25 protein-coding genes are annotated in these 22,213 nt (G+C 57.8%); 21 read left to right on the forward strand and 4 right to left on the reverse strand.

Going from position 1 to position 22,213, the window contains the following annotated elements:
- Window positions 1–64: 64 nt before the first annotated feature.
- Genes cobA through L3X40_RS07590 form a run of 5 tightly spaced genes read left to right on the forward strand, consistent with a single transcriptional unit; the run spans window position 65 to window position 3,970 of the window.
- Complete coding sequence (gene cobA / locus L3X40_RS07570; protein WP_237365092.1) at window positions 65–850, forward strand: uroporphyrinogen-III C-methyltransferase; 786 nt, start codon at window positions 65–67, stop codon at window positions 848–850.
- Entirely contained in the window at window positions 847–1,143 is a 297-nt protein-coding gene (locus L3X40_RS07575; protein WP_237365093.1) for a DUF2849 domain-containing protein, read from the forward strand. The genes cobA and L3X40_RS07575 overlap by 4 nt, the downstream gene beginning before the upstream one ends.
- A 2-nt stretch (window positions 1,144–1,145) precedes the next feature.
- On the forward strand, window positions 1,146–2,777 hold the full coding sequence (locus L3X40_RS07580; RefSeq protein WP_237365094.1) for a nitrite/sulfite reductase: 1,632 nt from the start codon (window positions 1,146–1,148) through the stop codon (window positions 2,775–2,777).
- Window positions 2,770–3,198: a DUF934 domain-containing protein gene (locus tag L3X40_RS07585; protein ID WP_237365095.1), complete on the forward strand. Its 429-nt coding sequence runs from the start codon at window positions 2,770–2,772 to the stop codon at window positions 3,196–3,198. Before L3X40_RS07580 ends, L3X40_RS07585 begins: the two co-directional genes overlap by 8 nt.
- Window positions 3,191–3,970, forward strand: a complete 780-nt coding sequence (locus tag L3X40_RS07590; RefSeq protein ID WP_237365096.1) for a phosphoadenylyl-sulfate reductase — start codon at window positions 3,191–3,193, stop codon at window positions 3,968–3,970. Before L3X40_RS07585 ends, L3X40_RS07590 begins: the two co-directional genes overlap by 8 nt.
- A gap of 36 nt (window positions 3,971–4,006) precedes the next feature.
- On the opposite strand, the gene L3X40_RS07595 is transcribed toward L3X40_RS07590, so the two are convergent.
- From L3X40_RS07595 to L3X40_RS07605, 3 genes are all read right to left on the reverse strand, one after another.
- On the reverse strand, window positions 4,007–5,518 hold the full coding sequence (locus L3X40_RS07595; RefSeq protein ID WP_237365097.1) for a replicative DNA helicase: 1,512 nt from the start codon (window positions 5,516–5,518) through the stop codon (window positions 4,007–4,009).
- A 104-nt stretch (window positions 5,519–5,622) separates the two neighbouring features.
- Window positions 5,623–7,521 (reverse strand): glucans biosynthesis glucosyltransferase MdoH, encoded by a 1,899-nt coding sequence (mdoH, locus tag L3X40_RS07600; RefSeq protein ID WP_237365098.1) that lies wholly within the window; start codon window positions 7,519–7,521, stop codon window positions 5,623–5,625.
- A 131-nt stretch (window positions 7,522–7,652) separates the two neighbouring features.
- On the reverse strand, window positions 7,653–9,170 hold the full coding sequence (locus tag L3X40_RS07605; RefSeq protein ID WP_237365099.1) for a glucan biosynthesis protein: 1,518 nt from the start codon (window positions 9,168–9,170) through the stop codon (window positions 7,653–7,655).
- 144 nt (window positions 9,171–9,314) lie between these two features.
- On the opposite strand from L3X40_RS07605, the gene L3X40_RS07610 reads away from it, so the two are divergent.
- The 5 genes from L3X40_RS07610 to L3X40_RS07630 are packed head-to-tail and all read left to right on the forward strand — an operon-like array spanning window position 9,315 to window position 12,349.
- Window positions 9,315–9,797, forward strand: a complete 483-nt coding sequence (locus L3X40_RS07610) for a UPF0262 family protein (RefSeq protein ID WP_237365100.1) — start codon at window positions 9,315–9,317, stop codon at window positions 9,795–9,797.
- A gap of 3 nt (window positions 9,798–9,800) precedes the next feature.
- Window positions 9,801–10,505 (forward strand): glycoside hydrolase family 25 protein, encoded by a 705-nt coding sequence (locus L3X40_RS07615; protein WP_237365101.1) that lies wholly within the window; start codon window positions 9,801–9,803, stop codon window positions 10,503–10,505.
- Window positions 10,502–10,996 carry a cytidine deaminase gene (locus L3X40_RS07620; protein ID WP_237365102.1) on the forward strand — a complete coding sequence of 165 codons (495 nt, stop codon included), beginning with the start codon at window positions 10,502–10,504 and terminating at the stop codon, window positions 10,994–10,996. Before L3X40_RS07615 ends, L3X40_RS07620 begins: the two co-directional genes overlap by 4 nt.
- Window positions 10,997–11,551, forward strand: coding sequence for a dCTP deaminase (gene dcd, locus L3X40_RS07625; protein ID WP_237365103.1), 555 nt, complete (start codon window positions 10,997–10,999; stop codon window positions 11,549–11,551). It abuts the gene before it with no gap.
- Between the two features lie 27 nt (window positions 11,552–11,578).
- The gene (locus tag L3X40_RS07630) at window positions 11,579–12,349 is read left to right on the forward strand and encodes a metallophosphoesterase family protein (RefSeq protein WP_237365104.1); all 771 of its coding nucleotides are present in this window, start codon (window positions 11,579–11,581) and stop codon (window positions 12,347–12,349) included.
- A 29-nt stretch (window positions 12,350–12,378) separates the two neighbouring features.
- Here the strand turns inward: L3X40_RS07630 and L3X40_RS07635 are convergent, their stop codons facing one another.
- The gene (locus L3X40_RS07635; RefSeq protein ID WP_237365105.1) at window positions 12,379–13,722 is read right to left on the reverse strand and encodes a DEAD/DEAH box helicase; all 1,344 of its coding nucleotides are present in this window, start codon (window positions 13,720–13,722) and stop codon (window positions 12,379–12,381) included.
- Window positions 13,723–14,166: 444 nt separating this feature from the next.
- Between L3X40_RS07635 and L3X40_RS07640 the strand changes: the two genes are divergently transcribed.
- The 11 genes from L3X40_RS07640 (at window position 14,167) to ybeY (ending at window position 22,196) form a co-directional block, all read left to right on the forward strand.
- The gene (locus tag L3X40_RS07640; protein WP_237365106.1) at window positions 14,167–15,096 is read left to right on the forward strand and encodes a PAS domain-containing protein; all 930 of its coding nucleotides are present in this window, start codon (window positions 14,167–14,169) and stop codon (window positions 15,094–15,096) included.
- Window positions 15,097–15,153: 57 nt separating this feature from the next.
- A complete protein-coding gene (locus tag L3X40_RS07645) occupies window positions 15,154–15,726 on the forward strand; it encodes a NifU family protein (RefSeq protein ID WP_237365131.1) in 573 nt (190 codons plus the stop codon).
- Between the two features lie 37 nt (window positions 15,727–15,763).
- Complete coding sequence (locus L3X40_RS07650; protein ID WP_237365107.1) at window positions 15,764–16,357, forward strand: malonic semialdehyde reductase; 594 nt, start codon at window positions 15,764–15,766, stop codon at window positions 16,355–16,357.
- A gap of 30 nt (window positions 16,358–16,387) precedes the next feature.
- On the forward strand, window positions 16,388–17,008 hold the full coding sequence (tsaB, locus tag L3X40_RS07655; RefSeq protein ID WP_237365108.1) for a tRNA (adenosine(37)-N6)-threonylcarbamoyltransferase complex dimerization subunit type 1 TsaB: 621 nt from the start codon (window positions 16,388–16,390) through the stop codon (window positions 17,006–17,008).
- Window positions 17,005–17,499 (forward strand): ribosomal protein S18-alanine N-acetyltransferase, encoded by a 495-nt coding sequence (gene rimI, locus L3X40_RS07660; protein ID WP_237365109.1) that lies wholly within the window; start codon window positions 17,005–17,007, stop codon window positions 17,497–17,499. Before tsaB ends, rimI begins: the two co-directional genes overlap by 4 nt.
- 96 nt (window positions 17,500–17,595) lie before the next feature.
- Window positions 17,596–18,015 carry a MucR family transcriptional regulator gene (locus L3X40_RS07665; protein ID WP_237365110.1) on the forward strand — a complete coding sequence of 140 codons (420 nt, stop codon included), beginning with the start codon at window positions 17,596–17,598 and terminating at the stop codon, window positions 18,013–18,015.
- A 119-nt stretch (window positions 18,016–18,134) separates the two neighbouring features.
- Entirely contained in the window at window positions 18,135–18,557 is a 423-nt protein-coding gene (locus L3X40_RS07670; protein ID WP_237365111.1) for a Fur family transcriptional regulator, read from the forward strand.
- Window position 18,558: 1 nt separating this feature from the next.
- On the forward strand, window positions 18,559–19,308 hold the full coding sequence (locus L3X40_RS07675; RefSeq protein WP_237365112.1) for a lysophospholipid acyltransferase family protein: 750 nt from the start codon (window positions 18,559–18,561) through the stop codon (window positions 19,306–19,308).
- A gap of 9 nt (window positions 19,309–19,317) precedes the next feature.
- Complete coding sequence (gene miaB, locus L3X40_RS07680; RefSeq protein ID WP_445177165.1) at window positions 19,318–20,655, forward strand: tRNA (N6-isopentenyl adenosine(37)-C2)-methylthiotransferase MiaB; 1,338 nt, start codon at window positions 19,318–19,320, stop codon at window positions 20,653–20,655.
- Between the two features lie 43 nt (window positions 20,656–20,698).
- Window positions 20,699–21,694, forward strand: a complete 996-nt coding sequence (locus tag L3X40_RS07685; RefSeq protein ID WP_237365114.1) for a PhoH family protein — start codon at window positions 20,699–20,701, stop codon at window positions 21,692–21,694.
- Entirely contained in the window at window positions 21,687–22,196 is a 510-nt protein-coding gene (ybeY, locus tag L3X40_RS07690; protein WP_237365115.1) for an rRNA maturation RNase YbeY, read from the forward strand. The genes L3X40_RS07685 and ybeY overlap by 8 nt, the downstream gene beginning before the upstream one ends.
- Window positions 22,197–22,213 lie beyond the last annotated feature (17 nt).

The following is a 22,213-nucleotide window of genomic DNA, read 5'->3' on the forward strand; positions in this document are numbered from 1 at the left end:
TTCCTAACCCCCACCCAAATCATTCTGGGTTGCGATTAAGGCCTCCCCGACGCATCTCCCCAGCATGGCTATCACCACACCTATGGAAACAGGACGCATATTCTTGGTCGGAGCGGGTCCGGGCGACCCGGATTTGCTGACCGTGCGCGCGGCGCGGCTGATCGCGTCTGCAAGCATCATTGTGCATGATGGGCTGGTCGATAGCGCAATATTGGAGATAGCCCGCAACGATGCGCGCCTGATTTCCGTCGCCAAGAGCCGCAGCCGCCACTCAATGCCGCAGGACGACATCAACGCCCTGTTGATCCGCGAAGCCAAAGCTGGTCATGATGTAGTCCGACTGAAGGGTGGAGACCCCTTCATTTTCGGACGCGGCGGCGAAGAGACAGAAGAGTGCCGCGCGGCGGGCGTTCCTGTCGAAATCGTTCCGGGCATCAGCGCGGCCATCGGCTGCGCGGCCGAAGCGCAATTGCCGCTGACCCACCGTGATGCCGCCAGCGCCGTCACCTTCGTCGCGGGCCAATGCAAGGGCCTGACCGATCAGGACTGGTCGGGCCTTGCCGGCAAGGGCCGCACGCTGGTCATCTATATGGGCGTGGCGACAGCAACCGATATTGCCGACAAGCTGATGGCCGATGGCCTGTCGCCCGATACGCCCGTTGCGGTGCTGGAAAAGGGCACACGCAAGGACAGCCGCGCCATGCGGACCTTGCTGGCCGATCTGGGCGGGCTTATGACGCGGGAAAAGGTAAAAAGTCCCGCATTGATCGTGGTGGGCGATGTCGTACTGCGTTCGAATGCAGAAGAGAAACTGGCCCAGTGGGTCAAACAGGCGGAGAATATGGCGTGATTATATTGACGGGCAATGACCTGAAAACAGGCGATGTCACCTGGTGGACCGGCACGGACTGGTCCCGCCATGTCGATGAGGCGGTGGACGTCGGCGCCGATGGCGAATTGATCATCGCGCGCGAAACTGCTGCGCGCCAGGTGAACTCCGCCTATATAGTCGAGGCGACAAAGGACGAAAATGGAGTTCGTCCGGCCCATATCAAGGACCGTATTCGCGCGGTCGGACCGACTGTCCGGCCTGACCTTGGCCTTAAACCAGCCGACCCCACTATTGGCAATTGGGTGATCTGATCATGTACCGCTACGACCAATATGACCAGACGATGGTCGATACCCGCGTCGCCGATTTCCGCGACCAGACCCGCCGCCGTCTTGCGGGCGAGCTGACCGAGGATCAGTTCAAGCCGTTACGGCTGATGAACGGCCTCTATCTGCAACTCCACGCCTACATGCTGCGCGTCGCCATCCCCTATGGCACGCTGTCGAGCAAGCAGATGCACATGTTGGCGCATATCGCGCGCAAATATGACAAGGGTTACGGACATTTCACGACGCGCCAGAATATCCAGTACAACTGGATCAAGCTGGAGCACGCGCCGGACATTCTCGCTGATCTCGCCACTGTAGAGATGCACGCCATTCAGACGAGCGGCAATTGCATCCGCAACATCAGTTCCGACCAATATGCAGGTGTGTCCGCCGACGAAGTCGCTGACCCCCGCCCCTGGGCCGAACTGTTGCGCCAATGGTCGAGCTTCCACCCGGAATTCAGCTATCTGCCACGCAAGTTCAAGATCGCCGTGATCGCGTCTAAAGAAGATCGCGCAGCGATGCGTCTGCATGATATCGGCCTCGAACTGATCAAGCGCGAAGGCGTTGTCGGTGCAAAGGTCTTCGTTGGCGGCGGCATGGGCCGCACCCCGATGGTCGGCCCCCAGGTCAGGGACTTTGTCACTGAGGACGAGCTGATTTCCTATGTCGAGGCCTGCCTGCGGGTCTATAACCGCTATGGCCGTCGCGATAACAAGTTCAAAGCCCGGATCAAGATCCTGGTCCACGAGCTGGGCATTGAGGAATATCGCCGTCAGGTCGAGGAAGAGTTCGCCCATATGAAGACGCTGGGCATCGACCCGCCCGTGGCCGAACTGGATCGTATCCGCGCGTATTTTGCCGATCCCGCTTATGAAACCGGCATCAGCGATGACATCGATCTTTCCGACCCTGACTTCGCCATCTGGGTCCGCCAGAATGTTGCCGCGCACAAACAACCGGGTTATGCCATCGCCACGATCAGCCTGAAACCAAAGGGCGGTATTCCGGGCGACGCATCATCGGATCAGATCGACCTGATGGCCGATCTCGCCGCGCAATATTCGATGGACGAACTGCGCGTCACGCACAGCCAAAACATTGTTCTGCCCTATGTGAAAAAGGCGGATCTCTATACCCTTTGGCAAAAACTGGATGCGGCGGGCCTCGCGCCTGCCAATCTGGATCTGATCAGCGACATCATCGCCTGTCCCGGTCTGGACTATTGCAGCCTCGCCAACGCCCGATCGATCCCGCTTGCACAGAAAATCAGCGAGCGCTTCGCCGATCTCGATCGGCAACGCGATCTTGGAGAACTCAAGCTGAAAATTTCCGGCTGCATTAATGCCTGCGGTCACCATCATGCCGGACATATCGGCATATTGGGCGTCGACCGGAAGGGCACTGAAAACTACCAGCTCCTCTTTGGCGGATCTGGCGCGGAAGACGCCAGCGTTGCCAAAATCGTTGGTCCCGGTTTCGACGAAGACGGTATCGTCGATGCGGTGGAGAAAGCCACGGACGTTTACAAGGCGCTGCGTCAGGATGGCGAACGCTTCCTGGACACCTACAGGCGCGTCGGCATGGAGCCATTCAAGGAGGCCCTTTATGGTTGATTTCCTGTCCTTCCGCAATGGTGAAGGCGCGACACAAGAGCCGACCGTGACTCTGGAATCTTTTCAGGGCCAATCCAACGCAACCGCCGTCCGTATAGAACCAGGCGAGGATGCGCGTGAACTTTTTCCCTATCTCGACCGGATTTCACTGGTTGAGGTGAATTTCCCCGTGTTCGGCGACGGACGCGGCTATTCGGCGGCCCGGATATTGCGCGAAGCGGGTTATGAGGGCGAATTGCGCGCCGTGGGTGACGTGCTGGTGGATCAATTGCCGCACATGCGCCGCTGCGGTTTTGACAGCTTCGTGCCTGATGTGCCTTTCGATGCCGAGGTGGTGAAGGCGGCACTGGAACGCTATGAACATGTCTATCAAAGGTCTGTCGATAACAGGCAACCCGTCTGGGCGCTGCGTCATGGCTGAAGCGGCCCGGAAAATCGACGTGATCGACGCGCGGCCTGCCTTTACGCAGGCCGACGCCGATGCATTGAATGCGCGTTTCGAAGGTGTCGGAACCAGCGAAATGCTGTCGATCCTTTTTGCCGAAGAAATGCTGGGCAAGGTGGCTATCGTCTCTTCCTTCGGAACCGAAAGCGCAGTGCTGCTGCATCTGGTAGCGCAAGCCGACAAGAGCATTCCGGTGATCTTCGTCGATACGCTCAAGATGTTTCCCGAAACGCTCGACTATCGTGAAACGCTGATCAGCGCCTTCGGGGTTGAAAACAGCTGGGTAGTGACCCCCAATGCCGATGTGCTGGCGGCCAGGGATGACAAGGGTCTGCGCTGGTCATTCGACCCGGACGGTTGCTGCGAAATCCGTAAGGTGGAGCCGCTGGCCCGCGCCAAGCGCGGCCTCGATACATGGATTTCCGGACGCAAGGCCTTCCAGTCGCAGACGCGGCAGAACCTGCCCCGCTTCGAAATCGAGGAAGGGCGGCTGAAACTCAATGCGCTTGGTGACTGGACCAAGGATGATCTGGACGCCTATTTCACAGAGCATGATCTACCGCGTCACCCGCTGGAGGCGCAGGGTTATCTCTCCATCGGCTGCGAACCGTGCACGTCGAAGGTGCTGCCGGGCGAAGACCCGCGCGCGGGCCGCTGGCGCGGCTGGGACAAGGTCGAATGCGGCATCCACACGTCATCAACCCCGCTGGGCGATCCCGAAGATCCCGCTAACCAGCCGGTATTCTGATTCTGTCTGACTGGGGATCAGGACCCGGCTGAGTGGTCAGTCGTAGTTGCTGACAGCATAGGAATCGGGCGCAAGATCGCTGAACTTGGTGATACTTGCCTCAAATTTCAGGCGGATGCGACCTGTTGAACCATGGCGCTGCTTGCCGACGATCAGTTCGGCGGTGCCGTGTACGTCCTGATATTTCTGCACCCATGCGGCATAATCCGCTGCAATCTTTGGGTCCGTATCGGTATCCTTGGGCTCCTTGGGCTGTAGCGCCGCGACATAATAATCCTCGCGGAACACGAACATCACCATGTCGGCATCCTGTTCGATCGATCCCGATTCGCGCAGATCCGAAAGCTGGGGCCGCTTGTCTTCGCGCTGTTCGACGGCACGGCTCAATTGCGACAGCGCCATCACCGGAACGTTGAGTTCTTTTGCCAGCGTTTTCAGGCCCCGGCTGATTTCGGAAATTTCCTGCACACGATTATCGCCTCCTCTGGAGGAACCCTGCAAAAGCTGGAGATAATCAATTACGATAAAGCCGATATTATGCCGCCGCTTCAACCGGCGCGCGCGGGTACGCAGCGCCGCGATGGTCAGACCCGGCGTATCGTCTATGAAAAGCGGCAGGTTCTGCAACTCGCGAGCGGCACGCGAAAGATTGGCGAAATCGGCACGGCTGATCTTGCCCATGCGCAACGCTTCGCTACTGATGCCGGACTGTTCGGCCAGGACACGCGTGGCAAGCTGATCCGCCGACATTTCCAGGCTGAAGAAAGCGACCGGCGCGCCCATATTCTTCGCGTCGTCAATGCCGTCTTCCTTGTCACGGATATAACGCGCCGCGGCATTATAGGCGATGTTGGTGGCGAGCGATGTCTTGCCCATGCCCGGTCGTCCCGCCACGATCATAAGGTCGCTATTATGCAGGCCGCCGATCTTTTCATTGACGCTGTTAAGCCCCGTGGTGATGCCCGACAAATGCCCGCCGCTGGAAAAGGCGCGCTCGGCAACCTGCACCGCCATGGTGCTGGCCTGCAAGAAGCTCTTGACGCTGCCTCCCTCGCCCTCGCCTTCGGAAACGCGATAGAGCGCGACTTCGGCAGCCTCGATCTGGCTCAGCGGATCAACATCCTCACTGGTGTCGAGCGCCTTGTCCACCAACTCCCGCCCGACCCCGACGAGTTCGCGTAACAGCGCCAGATCATAAATCTGTGTCGCAAAATCCCGCGCGCCGATCAATGCCGCGCCATTGCCGGTCAATTGCGCCAGATAGGCGGGGCCGCCCAGTTCCTTCAGCGATTCGTCGGCCTCCATCATCGGGCGCAGAGTCACTGGATTGGCGACCATATTGCGATCGAGCAGCTTCAGAATCGCATCATAGATGCGGCCATGCACAGGTTCGAAAAAATGATCCGACCGAAGCTTCAACTGCACATCTTCGACAATGCGATTGTCGATCATCAATGCGCCCAGCAGCGCGGCCTCCGCCTCGACATTGCGAGGCAAGCTCTTTTCCGCCGCGTCCTGCGCTGCGACCAGTCGGATATTCTCGGCCATGCCCCTTCATCGACCCATATGGCAGAGGAGACAAGGGGCTGATCGACTTTACCCTGTTGAGAAACCTGTGGATAAGCGGGGTAAGATATGTGGATATTCGCACATCACGCCAAGGCGTGTGTTTCCCCGATCAATGGGCCGCTCGTCAACGGTCGGGTATTGTGTTGGGACCGGGCTTTCACTGTCGGCGCGAACCCATCATCCTCTGCCGTGCGGAATATGCCCCGACGCGCCAGCCATTCCCCAATGTCGCAACGGGACGTTACCGACACGATGAAAGGCGCAAGCAGCAAACTGACAACCACTGGAAACAACCATGCCATGGCGCCCGTGCCCATCAATGCTCCCGCGAGGAAGGGCAGTGCCGTCGCAATATGCCAGCGATAGTCATTCAGCGCATTACCAAGCGGAATGCCATCCGCCGTCCGGCGTTGGGGCGACCAGCCGCACGCCTGTCCGCACATGATGCTGACCACCGCGACGGTCTGCGCCAACATGGTAATCGGCGCAACCAGCACGGAAAGCGGGATTTCAACGGCCATGGTGCGCACAATCCTGCGCAAACCGCCCAGGTCCTTTTGTCGCTCACGATCCAGCGCCAGCCAGAGGAACGACAAAAGCTTTGGTCCGAGCAACAGCGCCACAGTCAGCCCCAATAACCAGGGCGAATCTGTCGGTCCAGCCGGCGCAGCGGCGAACAATAGCGGCTGCAGCAACGTGACCACCATCAACATCAACCAGAGCGGCGATGCGATATAGGATGAAGCCCCCATCAGCATTTGTAATCGGCTGACCCAATGAAGGCCGGCAACACCAAGCAGACGAATATGCTGAAGGTTACCATGGCACCAGCGCCGGTCCCGGATAGAAAAATCGCTCAACGTCGGGGGAAATTCCTCGTGACTGCCCTCAGGCAATGTCACCATGTGGACCGCCCACCCGCGTCGCCTGAGCAGCGCAGCCTCGACAATATCATGGCTCATCACATGGCCGCCGAACGGTTCACGACCGGAAAGTTTGGGCAGGCCGCAACTTTCGGCAAAAGCGCGCACGCGGATGATCGCGTTATGACCCCAGAACGTAGCTTCCGATCCCGACCACCAGGTCATGCCCGCAGCTGCGACCGGACCATAAGCGGCGGCGCAAAATTGCTGCCAGCGGGCAAAGAGCGTCCGGGCGTTGATGACGGTGGGGATGGACTGGATCAAACCGACACCGGGCGCACGATCCATTGCGGAGGCAAGGCGCACCATTGCCGACCCGCTCATCAGGCTATCGGCATCCAGCACGATCATATAATCATATCCGCCGCCAAAGCGCCGCAGCCATTCGGCGATATTGCCTGGTTTGCGCGCGATGTTCTGCGAACGGCGGCGATAATATAGCGGTACAGGAGTCTGGCTTTTGACCCGCCGATAGGCCGCATATTCGCGCGGCAGCATTTTCGCGCCGGAATCGCTCAGAACGAAAAAGTCGAACAGCTTCGCCGCACCAATATCGTCCACCATGGCCGTCATCTTCGCCACGCGGGCGAATATCTGATCCACATGCTCGTTATAGATCGGGATTAGCACCGCAGTTCGCTTGCGCGGCAGGCGCAATTCCGTTGCCGGTGCCAGTGGCATCATGCGCTGGCCCGCCAGCACGCAAAATCCAGCCAGGGCATTGAGGAAACCAAAGGCCACCCAGCAGAACAGGCTAAGATAGAGAAGGAACAACCCTCCATCGAGCAGCGAAGTGCCATCCTGCCGCAACGGCCTTGCCAGTTCGCTTGCCGAGAATAATCCGATGGCAAGGCTGCTCAAAATCAGCAACAGCCGCCGTTCGGTCATGCATGACGGAGATGTCACAACCTGCCGCAGTTGTTCAGGCTGTTCGCCAAAACATTGCTCGGGCATGTCGATCGGCGTCTCAAGAGGGAGATCGCCAAGGTTTGCCTGATAATGGGGAATGTCGTTGGTCCGCGTAGCTTGCGACACGCTGTTTGTAGCGGATAATTTCAACAATAGCCCACCCAGTTCGTTTTGGTCAGCAGATCGTATAAAAACACTGCGAAGTCTCCCGAATTGGTCCAGCCGGACCGCTCCCTCCAATCATCGAAATGCCCTAACGTTCCGCGATGAAGATCAAAAGTTTAAAAAATCTGGTAAAGAAATGTTTCCGTGAACGCATGATGACCAAAGCGTAAATAGGCCCGTATATCGGACGGTTCAGCGCCGCTCCGTTCAATATCCAGGACAAGCCGCCAGACATTGTCGAGGCCATGGACGTGATAACAACCGGAATTGGTCACTTTCCCGTTCGTCACGGTGAAGACCGGCTCCAGCGGGCTGAGATGGTCCCGGCCCTCCAGTCGATCACCGGCAAAATCCACAACGATCTTGGTGACGCCTTCCTGCACAGGTTGGCCAGGATTGCCGCCCTGCCCCGACCAGCAATTGATGACACGGGCGACAGGCAGCGCCTCCGGCTCTCCCGCGATCCAGCGCATACGATAGTCATAGGCGAATCGCGTACCCGATTTCGCGGCCATGGCAGGCGTCCAGAATGCAACGATATTATCGTCAATTTCGTGCGCCGTCGGGATTTCGTACAGCGTCACTGCACCTGCGCCCCAGTCACCCTTGGGTTCGATCCACAGGTTCGGCCGCTTTTCGTAAAAAACGCCATCGTCCTGATAATGATCAAAATTGCGGTCTCTCTGCATCAAACCAAAGCCGCGCGGGTTATGATCGGCAAAGCTGTTAATCTGCGGCCGGGGCGGATTGTTAAGAGGCCGCCATATTCGTTCACCTGCACCAGTGTGCATGGCAAGGCCATCCGAATCGTGGATTTCCGGTCGCCAGTCATGCGCTATGGTTCGATGGCCTTCATCATACCAGAACATGCTGGTGAGCGGCGCAATCCCAAGCCGCTCGACACTGTCACGCATATAAAGCGCCGTGCTGACGTCCTGCACCATCTGATCGGCTTCCTGCCGGTTTACGATCCGGTACGCGCCGGTAACGCTTGGCCCTTCAAGGAGGGCATAGGTTATGACCGAATCATCCGCGCCCCGTTCCAGCCAGAAACGGGTAAAGTTCGGAAACTCTTCAGGCTTGTTCAGCCCGGTATCGATCGCAATCCCTCTGGCCGAAAGGCCATATTGATGCAGCGGTCCGGCAGACCGGAAATAGGACGCGCCCTGAAACGCCATCCAATCGCCGATGCCGCCCTTGTTCATGATACGAAAACCGGAAAATCCGCCTGCCTTGCCAAGCGGAGCCATCGGGTGATAGGGCGGGAAATTATAAAGCGACGGACTATAGTCTATTGCATGCGCAACACCCCCTTCGACAACAGAAATGGAAACCGGCTGGCGCGCATATTTAGACAACGGAAAGAAGCGAACGCCGGTTGCATCCTCATAATCGCCCCATAACGTCTTGTCGGGCCGAAATTCGATTTTCGCAACTGCATCATAATCAAGCCGGTCGAGCAATGCCGGACCGGCTGCAATCGGCTGCGCGGGTTGCCGCGACAGGGCCAGGGCCTGATCCTTGAGCATATCCCAGGAAAAGGGCTTCCCCTTCCCAGTCGCCGCCCACCCTTTGAAAGAAGGCAGCATCAATAGTCCTGCCAGTCCGAAAATGGCGTCCCGCCGTGTCGTCATCAATCACCTTGTTCCCGCTACTATTCGGTCACCCCCGAATGCACGGGACGAATGGGCATAACAACTAAAGTCGGTAATGGCTCCCTGCCATATATTTTTATCCGTTGATCTTTGCCCTGTCGCCCTCGTAGTGCTGTGAAATTCATGGCAGATCCGCGCATCATAGATATTTCGCTCGACGAGCAGACGATCATCTGGCGCAACGCCGATGTGGAGCAGGAACGGCGAATCGCAATATTCGACATTCTTGAGGAAAATCATTTTGCACCGCAACGCGAACATGCAGACAATTATGCCGGTCCTTACAAGGTCGCCTTGCGCGTTGAGGAAGGACGACTGGCCATCGACATATCGCGCGAGGACGGCAGCTATCTTGAATCGGTTATCCTGGGCCTTGGCCGCTTTCGCCGTCCGATCCGCGATTATTTTGCGATTTGCGACAGCTATTATCAGGCAATTCGGCAATCGACGCCCCAACAGATCGAAACCATCGACATGGCGCGGCGCGGCATCCACAATGCGGCGGCCGAAACATTGATGGAACGGCTGGATGGCAAGATCGATGTGGATTTCGACACGGCACGGCGGCTGTTCACGCTGATCTGCGTCCTCCATATCAAGGGTTGAACAATGGCCCGGGCGCGCAGAAAGCGGACATGGAAAAGACGCCTTATCCACCTCGCCCTGTGGATTGCCATAGCCGCCGCCGCGGCTTTTGCGCTTGTCCGCTTTGCTCAGGCGTGGACGCCCTCACGCGATCATTATCCGGTGCAAGGCCTGTCGGTGTCATCGACAAACGGGTCGATCGCATGGAAAACGGTTAAGGCGCATGGTGCCGATTTTGCCTATTTACGCACTTCGTCAGGCGCAACGCGGCGTGATCCGGCCTTTGCGGCCAATCTGGAGGGCGCCCATGCGGCAGGATTGCGCTATGGACCTGCACACGAATTCAGCCTGTGCAGCCTGGCCAGCGACCAGGCGACACTCTTCATTTCAACCGTGCCACGCGAAAGTGCCATGCTGCCGGCGGTCGTGCGCCTGCATTTTACTCCGCGCTGCCCTCGCCGTCCTACACGTGCGGCGGTGCTGAGCGAACTCAACACCTTCCTCAACCTGATCGAAGCCCATATGGGAAAGCCCGCGCTGATCCGCGTCAGCCCGGACTTTGAACAGATCTATAACATTAGCGGCGGCATCAATCGGACATTATGGCTTGAAGGAAACGTCTTCTCGCCCAACTATGCCGGGCGCCCCTGGGTGATGTGGACAGCGTCGGACTTTCACCGAATCGAGGGTATCGCACAAGCAGTGGAATGGGATGTGGTGCGACCATGACCGAACAGGAAATAGAGCTTGTAACGGCGGCGCGCACAGCGATGCGTAACGCCCATGCGCCCTATAGCCGCTTTGCAGTCGGCGCGGCCGTCCGCCTGACCGATGGCGCTATCATCACCGGCAGCAATTTCGAAAATGCCAGCTATGGCCTGTCACTCTGCGCTGAAACGGTAGCAATCGCCACCGCCAATGCCCAGGGTCGCCTGACGGATGTTGAGGCCATCGCCATGGCCGGTGGCACAATTGGACCGGACGGAGTCATATCGGGCCATGAAGTTATTCACCCATGCGGCCGTTGTCGTCAGGTCATCAATGAGGCCGAACAGATGGCGGGGCGCTATATTCCTGTTTATTGCGCCGCAGCGGATCAGAATGGCCTGGTCGAAAAGCACAGCCTCGCCGAACTCCTCCCCCATGCTTTTGGCCCCGCCAACCTGGGGAGCGCGGCAGGAGGCTGGACTCATATGGAAACCGAAGCGAAAGATGCCTGAATGTCGATAATGTCAGATAAATGGATTCGCACGCAGGCGCAGGAACACGGCATGATCGAGCCGTTTGTCGAAGCGCAAAAGCGTGACGGCTGCATCAGCTACGGCCTGTCTTCCTATGGCTATGACGCACGGGTATCGGACGAATTCAAGATTTTCACCAATGTTGACAGCGCCATTGTCGATCCCAAGAATTTCGACGGCAAAAGCCTTGTCGATCGCAAGACCGATTGCTGCATCATTCCGCCGAACAGCTTTGCTCTGGCGCGGACCGTCGAATATTTCCGCATTCCGCGCGATGTGCTGGTCATCTGCCTTGGCAAAAGCACCTATGCGCGTTGCGGCATCATTGTGAATGTAACCCCGCTGGAACCCGGCTGGGAAGGGCATGTCACGCTGGAATTTTCCAACACGACGCCATTGCCCGCAAAAATCTATGCCCATGAGGGCGCATGCCAATTCCTGTTCCTGCAGGGCAATGAACCGTGCGAAACCAGCTATGCGGACCGGGCCGGCAAATATATGGGCCAAAAAGGCGTTACTTTGCCGCGCCTGTGACGGGTCCCTCTGTGTTATGATGGCACTATGCTGAAGTCTCTGATCCGCCGAAAAAAACCGGAAGAATCTGCTCCCGCCGCTTCAGTGGGTAAGGGCCGCAGAGTGTACGCCATTGGCGATATTCATGGCCGGCTGGACCTGCTGAATGCGCTGCTGGAACGGATTCACGCCGACAGCGTCACGCGTGGAAAAGCAGAATCGCATCTCATTTTTCTGGGCGACCTTGTGGATCGTGGGCCCAATTCCGCTGGTGTGGTGCGTCGCGCTCAGACCCTTGCCACTGGCGGACAGGCCATCCGCTTCCTCAAGGGCAATCATGAGGAGATGTTTCTGGATGCCGCCCGAGGCGATTTGCAAATGCTCCAATTCTTCATGCGCATTGGCGGACGCGAGACACTGCTGAGTTATGGTCTGAGCGCGAACGATTTGGATCGTTTCGACATTGAAGCACTTGGCGATTGGATGCTGAACAATGTGCCGCGCGAAGATATCGACTTCCTGGAGGACTTCGAGGATATGATCGAAATCGGCGATTATGTGTTCGTCCATGCCGGTATTCGGCCCAAAGTACCTCTATCCGAACAAGCCCCGACCGACCTGCGCTGGATTCGAGAGGAATTCCTGTCGTGGCGGCGGCCCCATGGCGGTAAAATCATTGTTCATGGCCATACCATTACACAAGGCGTCGACGAACATCCAAACCGGATCGGCATCGATACCGGCGCTTACTACAGTGGTCGCCTGACCGCCATCGGGCTGGAGGGTACGGAACGCTGGTATCTTTCGACGGCGGATTAGGATTTTACCCAACCCGCCGTCAAAGTCCGTTATCTTACCCGAGTCACCGCGCTCTTGTGTGCGCCAACACCCTTGCTGCGGCGACGAAAGGGACGGCGAGTCTCGCCGTCACGATCTGGCCGCGCACTATCGGGACGATGAGCCCGGTCAGGACGGCCACGACCATCATTATGCGCCCGGTCGGGCCTGCCGCCGCCATTGCGTGCTGGCGCCGGCTTGGGAAGGTTGCGAACCGCCTCGGCAAAATTTTCCGGCAGCGGCACGATTTCACAGCGCGTCCGCGTCACTTTTTCAATCGCCTTCAGATATTGCCGTTCATCATCGGCGACAAAGCTGATCGCAATACCCTCTGCGCCGGCACGCGCGGTACGGCCGATACGGTGAACATATTGTTCGGCCACATTGGGCAGTTCAAAATTGATGACATGGCTGACCCCCGACACGTCAATGCCGCGCGCGGCAATATCGGTGGCGACCAGCAGCTTCACCTTGCCCTGACGAAAAGCTTGCAACGCCGCTGTACGCTGGCCCTGGCTCTTGTTGCCATGAATGGCGACGGCTTCGAGTCCTGCACCCTCCAGAAAACGGACGACGCGGTCCGCACCATGCTTGGTGCGGGTAAAGATCAACGCCCGGTCGATAGCCTCGTTCTTGACTGTCAGCGTGAGCAAAGCCTGCTTTTCCGCCTGATTCACAAAACTGGCGTATTGCTGCACGCGCTCGGCGGTCGTTGCCTGCGGGGCGACGCTGACCTTGATCGGATCGCTGAGGAACCGGTCACCCAGTTCCGCAATGGCCTTTGGCATGGTCGCGGAAAAGAACAGGCTCTGGCGCTCACGCGGCAACAGCTTGTCGATGCGCTTCAATGGAACAATAAAGCCCAGATCCATCATCTGGTCGGCCTCATCCAGCACGAAAATCTCGACGTCGCGCAGATGCATCGCCTTCTGGTCGATCAGGTCGAGCAGGCGGCCCGGCGTGGCGACAAGAATATCGACGCCTGCCTTCAGCTTGTTGATCTGGCGGTTGATCGGCACGCCGCCGAATACGGTTTCAACCGACAGGCGCATGAACTTGCCATATTCGCGGAAGCTTTCCGCAATCTGCGCGGCCAGTTCGCGCGTTGGCGACAGCACCAGCATACGGCAGCTATTGAACGGCCGCGGCTTGGGATTTTCATGGAAATAATGGAGCGAGGGCAGCGCGAACGCCGCCGTCTTGCCCGTGCCGGTCTGGGCAATGCCGCACAGGTCGCGACCTTCCAACAGCGGGGGAATCGCCTTGAGCTGGATCGGCGTGGGGCTGGTGTAATTCTTGGCGGCGAGCGCCTTCAATATGGGCTCGGCGAGGCCAAGATTAGTGAACTGTGTCAAATGATATACTCACAAATAAGCGAAGAGCGCGAGCACACACCACAGGTTCAGGGGCGCGCAACCACGCATCGCGGGTTACGAAACGACCCGCGTGAAAAGGGAAGCCTCAAAGCTAGAAGCGCATAGTCATTGGCCGGTCCCGGTTAAGGACGATCACGCTGCCAATTGCTCCGGGGCGATTATTCACCCTTTGCTGCGCTGCGGCGGCCTATGGCGGAGATCATTGCGAATTGCAAGCGAATGCTTTGAAGACACGGAACCCAGCACTTCCACAAATATCGCCAAAATGGCGCAACTGGTCCGTGCAACGGCTTGAAAAGCGTTTATTTTCATTACCCATTGCGGAACCGATCCCGTCTTCGCCGCATTGAAATGGTGGCATGGACACGTGGGAAATCCATATCGCCCTCAAACACGCAAGGTCAGGGAAAGAAGAGGTTCGTCATGGCGAGCACCCACAGTTTGACCAAAGGCCACGAACAGTCGGTTCCATCAACGGAAATCGTACGGAATTTTCCTGTCTGGCAGAACAGAAGTAACGAGCGCCCCGTCTACATCCTGCATCATGGCCGCCCTCGTTCTGTGCTTTTGTCGCTGGACCGATATGGCGAATTGCTCGCCGGGCTAGGAAGCCAAAGCGAGCGCGAGGAGCGCTTATATCAACAGTTGGATACCCTGCTTGCCTACAGTCCGGTCATGTTCATTCAGGTGAGCCGGGAGCTGCGCGTCCTGCGCGTCAACCACATGGCTGCGATCCATCTGGACCGCAGTGCGTCGGAACTGGCGGAGCAGCCGCTTGAGGATCTGTTCCCCCCTGCTCATGCACACAAGATCAATGAAAGCACGCGCAAAGTGATCGAATCCGGCATGGCTGCACAATTGAAAATGAAATCTTCGGTCGGCACGGGGCATTATTATCGCCTGGACATTGCCCCCTTTCCTCCGGGCGCGGCAATTTTCTGGTCGGATGTAACGCACGACACCGAGCTCGGTACGCTGCGTGCATGGCGGGAAACTCAGGACGCGCTGTTATCCATGATGACCGGCTGCGCCACCGGCGAAATCGATGCGGACGGCATGCTGACAGGCGTCCACCCGTCGCTCCGGCGGCTGTTGAGGCGTCGCCAGGAAACTGTCGCCGGGTCTGGCTTTGCCGAATTGTTCGACGAGGAATCGCGTCGCAAATGCCTGCTCCACGTCCAGCACATCATGGCCGGAAAGGGCCCCGTATGCTGTCGGGCCGATATCATCACCCGCGATCGGGGGGTGGTGCCCGTCCGTCTGTTTCTGGCCCCCAAAATAGCCGGCAATGACGTGGTCGGCATTTTATTCACGATATTGGATGATTCGCTGGGCAATCTTCCTATGCGATGAAGGCACAGGGCCATGTGCGCCCTTGATCCCGGACCGGAATGCCCCCAAATAGGCCCTATGTTGATAGAAACCGAGACAACGCCCAATCCGGCGACACTCAAATTCCTGCCCGGTCGTCAGGTCATGGACATGGGCACGCGCGATTTTGCAACACCGGAGGAAGCGGAAGCATCTCCGCTGGCTGACGCGTTGTTTTCGCTGGGCGATGTGCAGGGCGTATTTTTCGGCAGCGACTTCATATCGGTGACAGCAGGCCCAGGCGTTGCATGGAGCGAGTTGAAGCCTGAGGTGCTCAGCCTGTTGCTCGACCACTTTTCAGCCAATATGCCGCTATTCAACGCTGGCAGCGCCGGCGGCATCAGCGTTCCCGCCGAAGATGATTTGCAAGACGATCCCGCCGACGCGGAAATCATCGACCAGATCAAGGAATTGATCGAAACCCGCGTGCGCCCTGCCGTTGCCAATGATGGCGGGGACATCGTCTATCGCGGTTTCGACAAGGGGAAAGTCTATCTGCACATGCAGGGCGCTTGCGCGGGCTGCCCCTCCTCGACGGCGACATTGAAACAGGGCATCGAATCACTGCTGAAGCACTATGTCCCCGAAGTGACCGAAGTCCGCGCCATCTGACATTATAACACTCTGTATTACGCAATAGGAACCGATCTTGACCCAGTCGCTGCCCACCGAGGCGCTTGCTCAGCTTTTTACCCAAGCCCGCACCTTCAATGGCTATCTCGACAAGCCGGTTTCCGCGGAAACGCTTCACGCTCTGTGGGACCTTATGAAGATGGGGCCGACTTCAGCCAACCAACTTCCGGCCCGCCTCGTCTGGTGTGTAAGTGCAGAAGCAAAAGAAAAGCTTGCGGCCTGCGCCAGCGCCGACAACGCGTCGAAAATCCTGAACGCCCCGGTCAGCGTCATCATAGGCATGGACGAAAATTTTCACGAATATCTGCCTGAACTTTACCCTGCTGTGGACGCAAAGAGCTGGTTTGAAGGCAGCACCGAATTGCGGCGTGAATCGGCCTTCCGCAACAGTTCACTGCAAGGGGCCTATTTCATTATGGCTGCCCGTGCGCTCGGCCTTGGCACCGGACCGATGTCGGGATTTGACAATGCGAAGGTCGACGCCGCTTTTTTCGCCGGTCAGCCAAGCTACAAATCCAATTTCATTGCAACGCTGGGTTATGGCGATCTCCAAAGCGTACACCCACGCGGGCCTCGCCCCGAATTTGGAAAATTCAACCGTATCGATTAACGGAGGAATGATTCGAATTGGGGACGATGTTTGCGGACGTTGGTAATCGATACGGCGACCGAAGCCTGTTCCGTCGCCTTGTTTGACAATGATCAGCTGATCGCCCGGCAACATGATGTTGTCGGGCGCGGGCATGCCGAACATCTTGTCCGCATCATTGCTTCGCTTCCCGACAAGGGCCGGGCGGAACGAATCGCCGTCGATGTCGGACCGGGCAGCTTTACAGGCGTCCGTATAGGTCTGGCCGCCGCGCGTGCACTTGCCTTTGCCTGGGAAGCACAGCTGACGGGCTATAGCGCCCTTGCGATGATCGCCATCACCGCTCGCAAACAAATGGACATGCGCGAGGACAGCATCACGGTCGCCATTACAGGGGGGCATGGCGAATTGTTCTGGCAACGTTTTGTCGGGGATACGCTGGACCCGTTGGGACCTCTCGCCTCAACTCCGATCGATATGCTTGCAGCACTTGCCACCGATGCCAAAATCTATGGCACCGGGGCGCAAGCCCTCATCGCGGCGCGCGGATCGGGCGAAGCAGTTCCCCTTCATCCCGATGCAGGCGACTATATGGCCCTGCCCCTGCCGTTCACCCGATTGCCACCCAGCCCGCTATATGGCCGCGGTGCCGATGCAAAGCCGATGACATGAACGCTGCTCAACCCGCTTTCCTGTGTCGCACCGGCACGCGCAACGATCTCGGTCAGGTCATGCAAGTGATGAGCACCGCCTTCGATCCGGCCTTCGGTGAAGCCTGGACCCGCAGCCAGGTGGAAGGAATGCTCGACATTCCGGGGACCTGGCTCACAGTTGCAGCCTGCGGTCAGATGATCGTGGGGTTCAGTCTGATGCGCTCGGTCCTTGATGAAGGCGAATTGCTTCTGATCGCCGTCGATCCGGACTGGCAGGGCAGAAATATTGGTCGGTCACTGCTTCTCGAAAATATTTCCACGGCGCGTTTACGTAATATCCATCATCTTCACCTTGAAGTGCGTGAAACTAACAACGCCATTGGGTTGTATAAATCCACGGGTTTCATTCAATGCAATACTCGCAAGGGTTATTATCATGGGCAAGATGGACAACTCTTTGATGCGCTCAGCTTTACGATGACACTGGAGCAAAAGAACAAAAGCGCTTGATATGTGTTATGCAACAAGTTAGTCCGAACTTGCCTAATTAAAATTGTCGTATTCAACGCGGCAGGGTCGCACTAGAACATATTCGGGAGTACCAAAATGGAAAATGAGTCCGCACAAGATGAGATGTTGATCACTCTAACATCGGACATCGTCTCTGCCCATGTATCGAACAACAGCGTTGCTGTGTCCGATCTACCGTTACTCATCCAAAACGTTTTTGGTGCCCTGGCGCAACTTTCGGGAACGCCTGCCGCACCGGAAGTCAAGCAGGAGCCGGCAGTATCGATCCGCGCCTCGGTGAAGCCTGACTTCATTGTTTGCCTGGAAGACGGCAAGAAGCTGAAAATGCTTAAGCGTCACTTGATGACCCATTACCAGATGACGCCTGATGATTACCGGGCAAAATGGAATCTTCCCGCCGACTATCCAATGGTCGCACCCAATTATGCCGAGCAGCGCCGTACCCTGGCGAAGAAGATCGGTCTTGGCACCAAGCGCCGCCGCCGCGCCAAGTAACGAGCGATATCTTTTTGATCCAATTAAAGGGCGGTGGCGTTTTCGGGACGCGCCGCCCTTTTCCGTTCGGTCAAAAAGGTCTAGTCCTGCCTTTATTGAGGAATCAACGGCGAGAAGCAATGAACCGGAAAATTGACGTTGAAGCATTATGCGCGGAAAAGGGTCTACGGATCACTGAACAGCGCCGCGTTATCGCCCGTGTCATATCGGAGGCGGAGGATCACCCCGATGTCGAAAAGCTGCATATACGCGCCAATGCCATTGATCCCGGCATTTCCATTGCCACCGTTTACCGCACCGTACGTCTTTTCGAGGAAGCGGGCATATTGGAGCGTCATGATTTCGGCGATGGCCGCGCCCGTTATGAAGCGGCGCCGGAGTCGCATCATGATCATTTGATCGACGTCGAAACCGGCAAGGTCATCGAATTCGTCGATCCCGAATTGGAACAGCTTCAAAAGCAGATCGCCGAGAAACTCGGTTTTCGTCTGGTCGATCACCGCATGGAGCTCTACGGCGTCTCGCTCGACCGGAAGACCTGATTTGCAGGCAAAATTGCGCCGCGTCCTTCGCATCGCCCTTTTGACCGGCAGCCTGCTGGTCTGTCTGTTGCCGCATCTGCTGTACCGGCTGTTTCGCCTGCGTTCGCCTTGGCCCCCGCGCTTTCTGGCCTTTGCCGCATGGTCAGCGGGTGCGCGCGTTTCAATTTCGGGGCAACCACTGGGGCATGACGCCTTTTATGTCTGCAACCATGTGAGCTGGATCGACATATTGGTGCTGGGCGGGCATGCGCGCTGCGCCTTCGTCGCGCATGACGGCATTGCGCAATGGCCCCTCATTGGCTGGCTCGCGGCGCAGAATCATACGATCTTCGTCGCACGCGACCGCCGCCATCATGTTCATCGACAGATTGATGAGTTGCGCGAGGCATTATCCAGCCACCAACCGATTGCGATCTTTCCTGAAGGCACGACCGGCGATGGTGCAAGGCTCAACCCGTTCAAACCATCGCTCTTTGCGGTCATGCTTCCCCCGCCGCGCAATATGCTGGTGCAGCCGGTTTTTGTCGATTATGGCGACGCCGCCGGGTCGATAGCCTGGTGTGGCGGCGAACCGGCGGGCGCGAACGCCGCACGCATTCTCGCTCGCACGGGAAATTTGCCGGTTACTTTGCGATTTCTGGAACCTTTCGACCCGAAAGACTTTCCCGACCGCAAGGCCATAGCCGCGCAGGCACAAAAAAGAATAGCTGCTTGTCTGCCGCCTATCGCGGACGTTGCGGCCCATGTATAGATGAAGAAGATGACTCGCAAAAAGCCCCAAACATTCCATGTAAAATCCTTTGGCTGCCAAATGAACGTCTATGACGGCGAGCGCATGTCCGAAATGCTCAGCGCCGAGGGGATGACCGCAGCGCAGGACAGCACCGACGCCGACATCGTTGTCCTGAATACCTGTCACATTCGTGAAAAGGCGGTGGACAAGGTCTATTCCGACATTGGTCGCCTGCGCCGCGACGATGGCACACGTCCGATGATTGCCGTAGCAGGCTGCGTCGCGCAGGCAGAGGGCGCAGAAATTCCTCGCCGCGCGCGCGAAGTCGATATCGTCGTTGGCCCGCAAGCCTATCATCGCCTTCCCTTTCTGATCGAAAAAGCGCGTAATGGCGAGGCCGCGCTCGACACCGACATGCCCGCCGCGTCCAAATTCGGCGCGCTTCCGAGCCGCGCCATGCAAAAGCGCCCCACCGCCTTTCTGACGGTGCAGGAAGGCTGCGACAAATTCTGCACCTATTGTGTCGTTCCCTACACACGCGGCGCGGAAATCAGCCGGCCCTGGAACGCGATCATCGATGAGGCAAAGGCGCTGATCGACGGCGGCGCGTGTGAAATCACCCTGCTCGGCCAGAACGTCAATGCCTGGACAGGCGACGATCCAGCGGGCCGCGCACAGGGGCTGGATGGTCTCATCCGCGCTCTGGATACCCTGCCGGGCCTGGAACGCATTCGCTATACGACCAGCCATCCCAACGACATGACCGATGGCCTGATCGCCGCACATGGTGACGTTGAAAAGCTGATGCCCTTCCTGCACCTTCCCGTGCAATCGGGCAGCGACCCCATATTGAAGGCCATGAACCGCAGCCATAGCGCGAAATCTTATCTTGAAGTGCTGGACAAGGTGCGCGGAGTCCGTCCCGACATCGCGTTATCGGGCGACTTCATCGTCGGTTTTCCTGGCGAAAGCGAAGCGGATTTCGAAGCGACGATGCAGATCATCCGCGACGTGCACTATGCGCAGGCCTATTCCTTCAAATATTCACCCCGCCCGGGCACGCCAGCCGCCACAATGGCGGATCAGATCCCCGCATCGGTTATGGATGAACGCCTGCAACGCCTGCAAACTCTGCTCAACGAACAGCAATATGCATTCAATCAGGCCAGCGTCGGCAAACAAACCTCTATTCTGCTTGAAAGAGCGGGCCGCCGTCCGGGCCAACTCGTCGGCAAGACTCCCTGGCTCCAGTCAGTCCATGTGCAGGCCGATGGAGCGCAGATTGGCGACATGATCGCCGTCGATATTATTTCCGCCGGTCCCAACAGCCTTCATGGCGAAATCGTGAAAAGGAAAGCAGCTTGAGCCCAAATTTCGTCGCGTCGGCACAGGAAGGGAACAGCCACTAATGGCGAAAAAGCACGTACAGGCCGAACCCGGCGATCAAGGCCGTATCGAAGTCATATTCGAAAAGCCCCATCTGCTTGGCGCGCTATTTGGTGAATATGACCAGAACCTCGTGGCCATTGAAAACCGTCTGGGCGTTTATATCGCCGCGCGCGGAAACAAGCTGCAGATAGAGGGCAACGCGGAAGCCGCTGGCCGCGCCCGCGACGTGCTGACCGGCCTCTACAACCGCATTGTTGGTGGGCAGCAGATCGACGCAGGCGCGGTGGAGGCCGTAATCGCCATGTCGGCCGAACCCACTCTGGACGGCATCATCCGCACCGACGTCAGCCAGCCGCCATCGGTCATGATCCGGACGCGCAAGAAAACCATCGTTCCGCGCTCTACCATGCAAATCCGTTATATGGAGGCCCTTGCCCGCGATCAGATGATATTTGCGTTGGGGCCGGCAGGCACCGGCAAGACGTATCTCGCCGTAGCGCAAGCAGTGAGCCAGTTGATCACCGGATCGGTCGATCGCCTGATCCTGTCTCGTCCCGCTGTCGAGGCGGGCGAGCGTCTGGGTTTCCTGCCCGGCGATATGAAGGATAAGGTCGACCCCTATCTGCGCCCGCTCTATGACGCGCTTTACGATACGCTGCCCGCCGAACAGGTGGAACGCCGTATCACCAGCGGGGAAATCGAAATCGCGCCGCTGGCCTTCATGCGCGGCCGCACGCTGGCCAATGCTTTCATCATATTGGACGAGGCGCAGAACACATCGGCAGCGCAAATGAAGATGTTCCTCACCCGTTTTGGCGAAAACAGCCGCATGGTCATTTGCGGCGATCCCAAGCAGGTCGACCTCCCCGTCCCCGGTACATCGGGGCTTGCCGATGCAGTATCTAAGCTGGAAGGGATCGAAGGCATAGCCACAATCCGTTTTGGCGCGGCCGACGTCGTACGCCATCCCATCGTCGGGCGCATCGTCGAGGCTTATGAGGGCAAGGATGCTTGAAATCGCCGTTCAGAATGACGGCGTCTGGCCAGGTGATACCGATTGGGAAACACTGGCACAACGGGCCGTGACATCGGCCATCGCGCATAGCCCCTATGCCCAATATATCGACATGCCGGCGATGTTTGAAGTCGCAGTAAAGCTCACCAGCGATGCCGAAGTTCAGCATCTCAATGCTCAATATCGGGGGAAAGACAAGCCGACGAACGTTTTGTCCTTCCCGCTTGTTCAGCCTGATCTGCTGGAAGTGCAATCGAATGGCGACGACGGTGAAATCTTGCTGGGCGACATTGTGCTTGCCCGTAGCGTGTGCATTCACGAAGCGGTAGAAAAGCATATTTCAGTTGCCGATCACGCCACGCATCTTATTGTTCACGGCACTTTTCATTTGCTTGGTTATGACCATATGGAGGAATCAGAGGCCGAAGCGATGGAGGAGCTGGAAATCGCAGCACTCGGCGCCATCGGCATTGCCGACCCCTATGACGACAAAGACAGATAAGGACGCAAGAAACAGAA

Source organism: Rhizorhapis sp. SPR117, assembly GCF_021742065.1.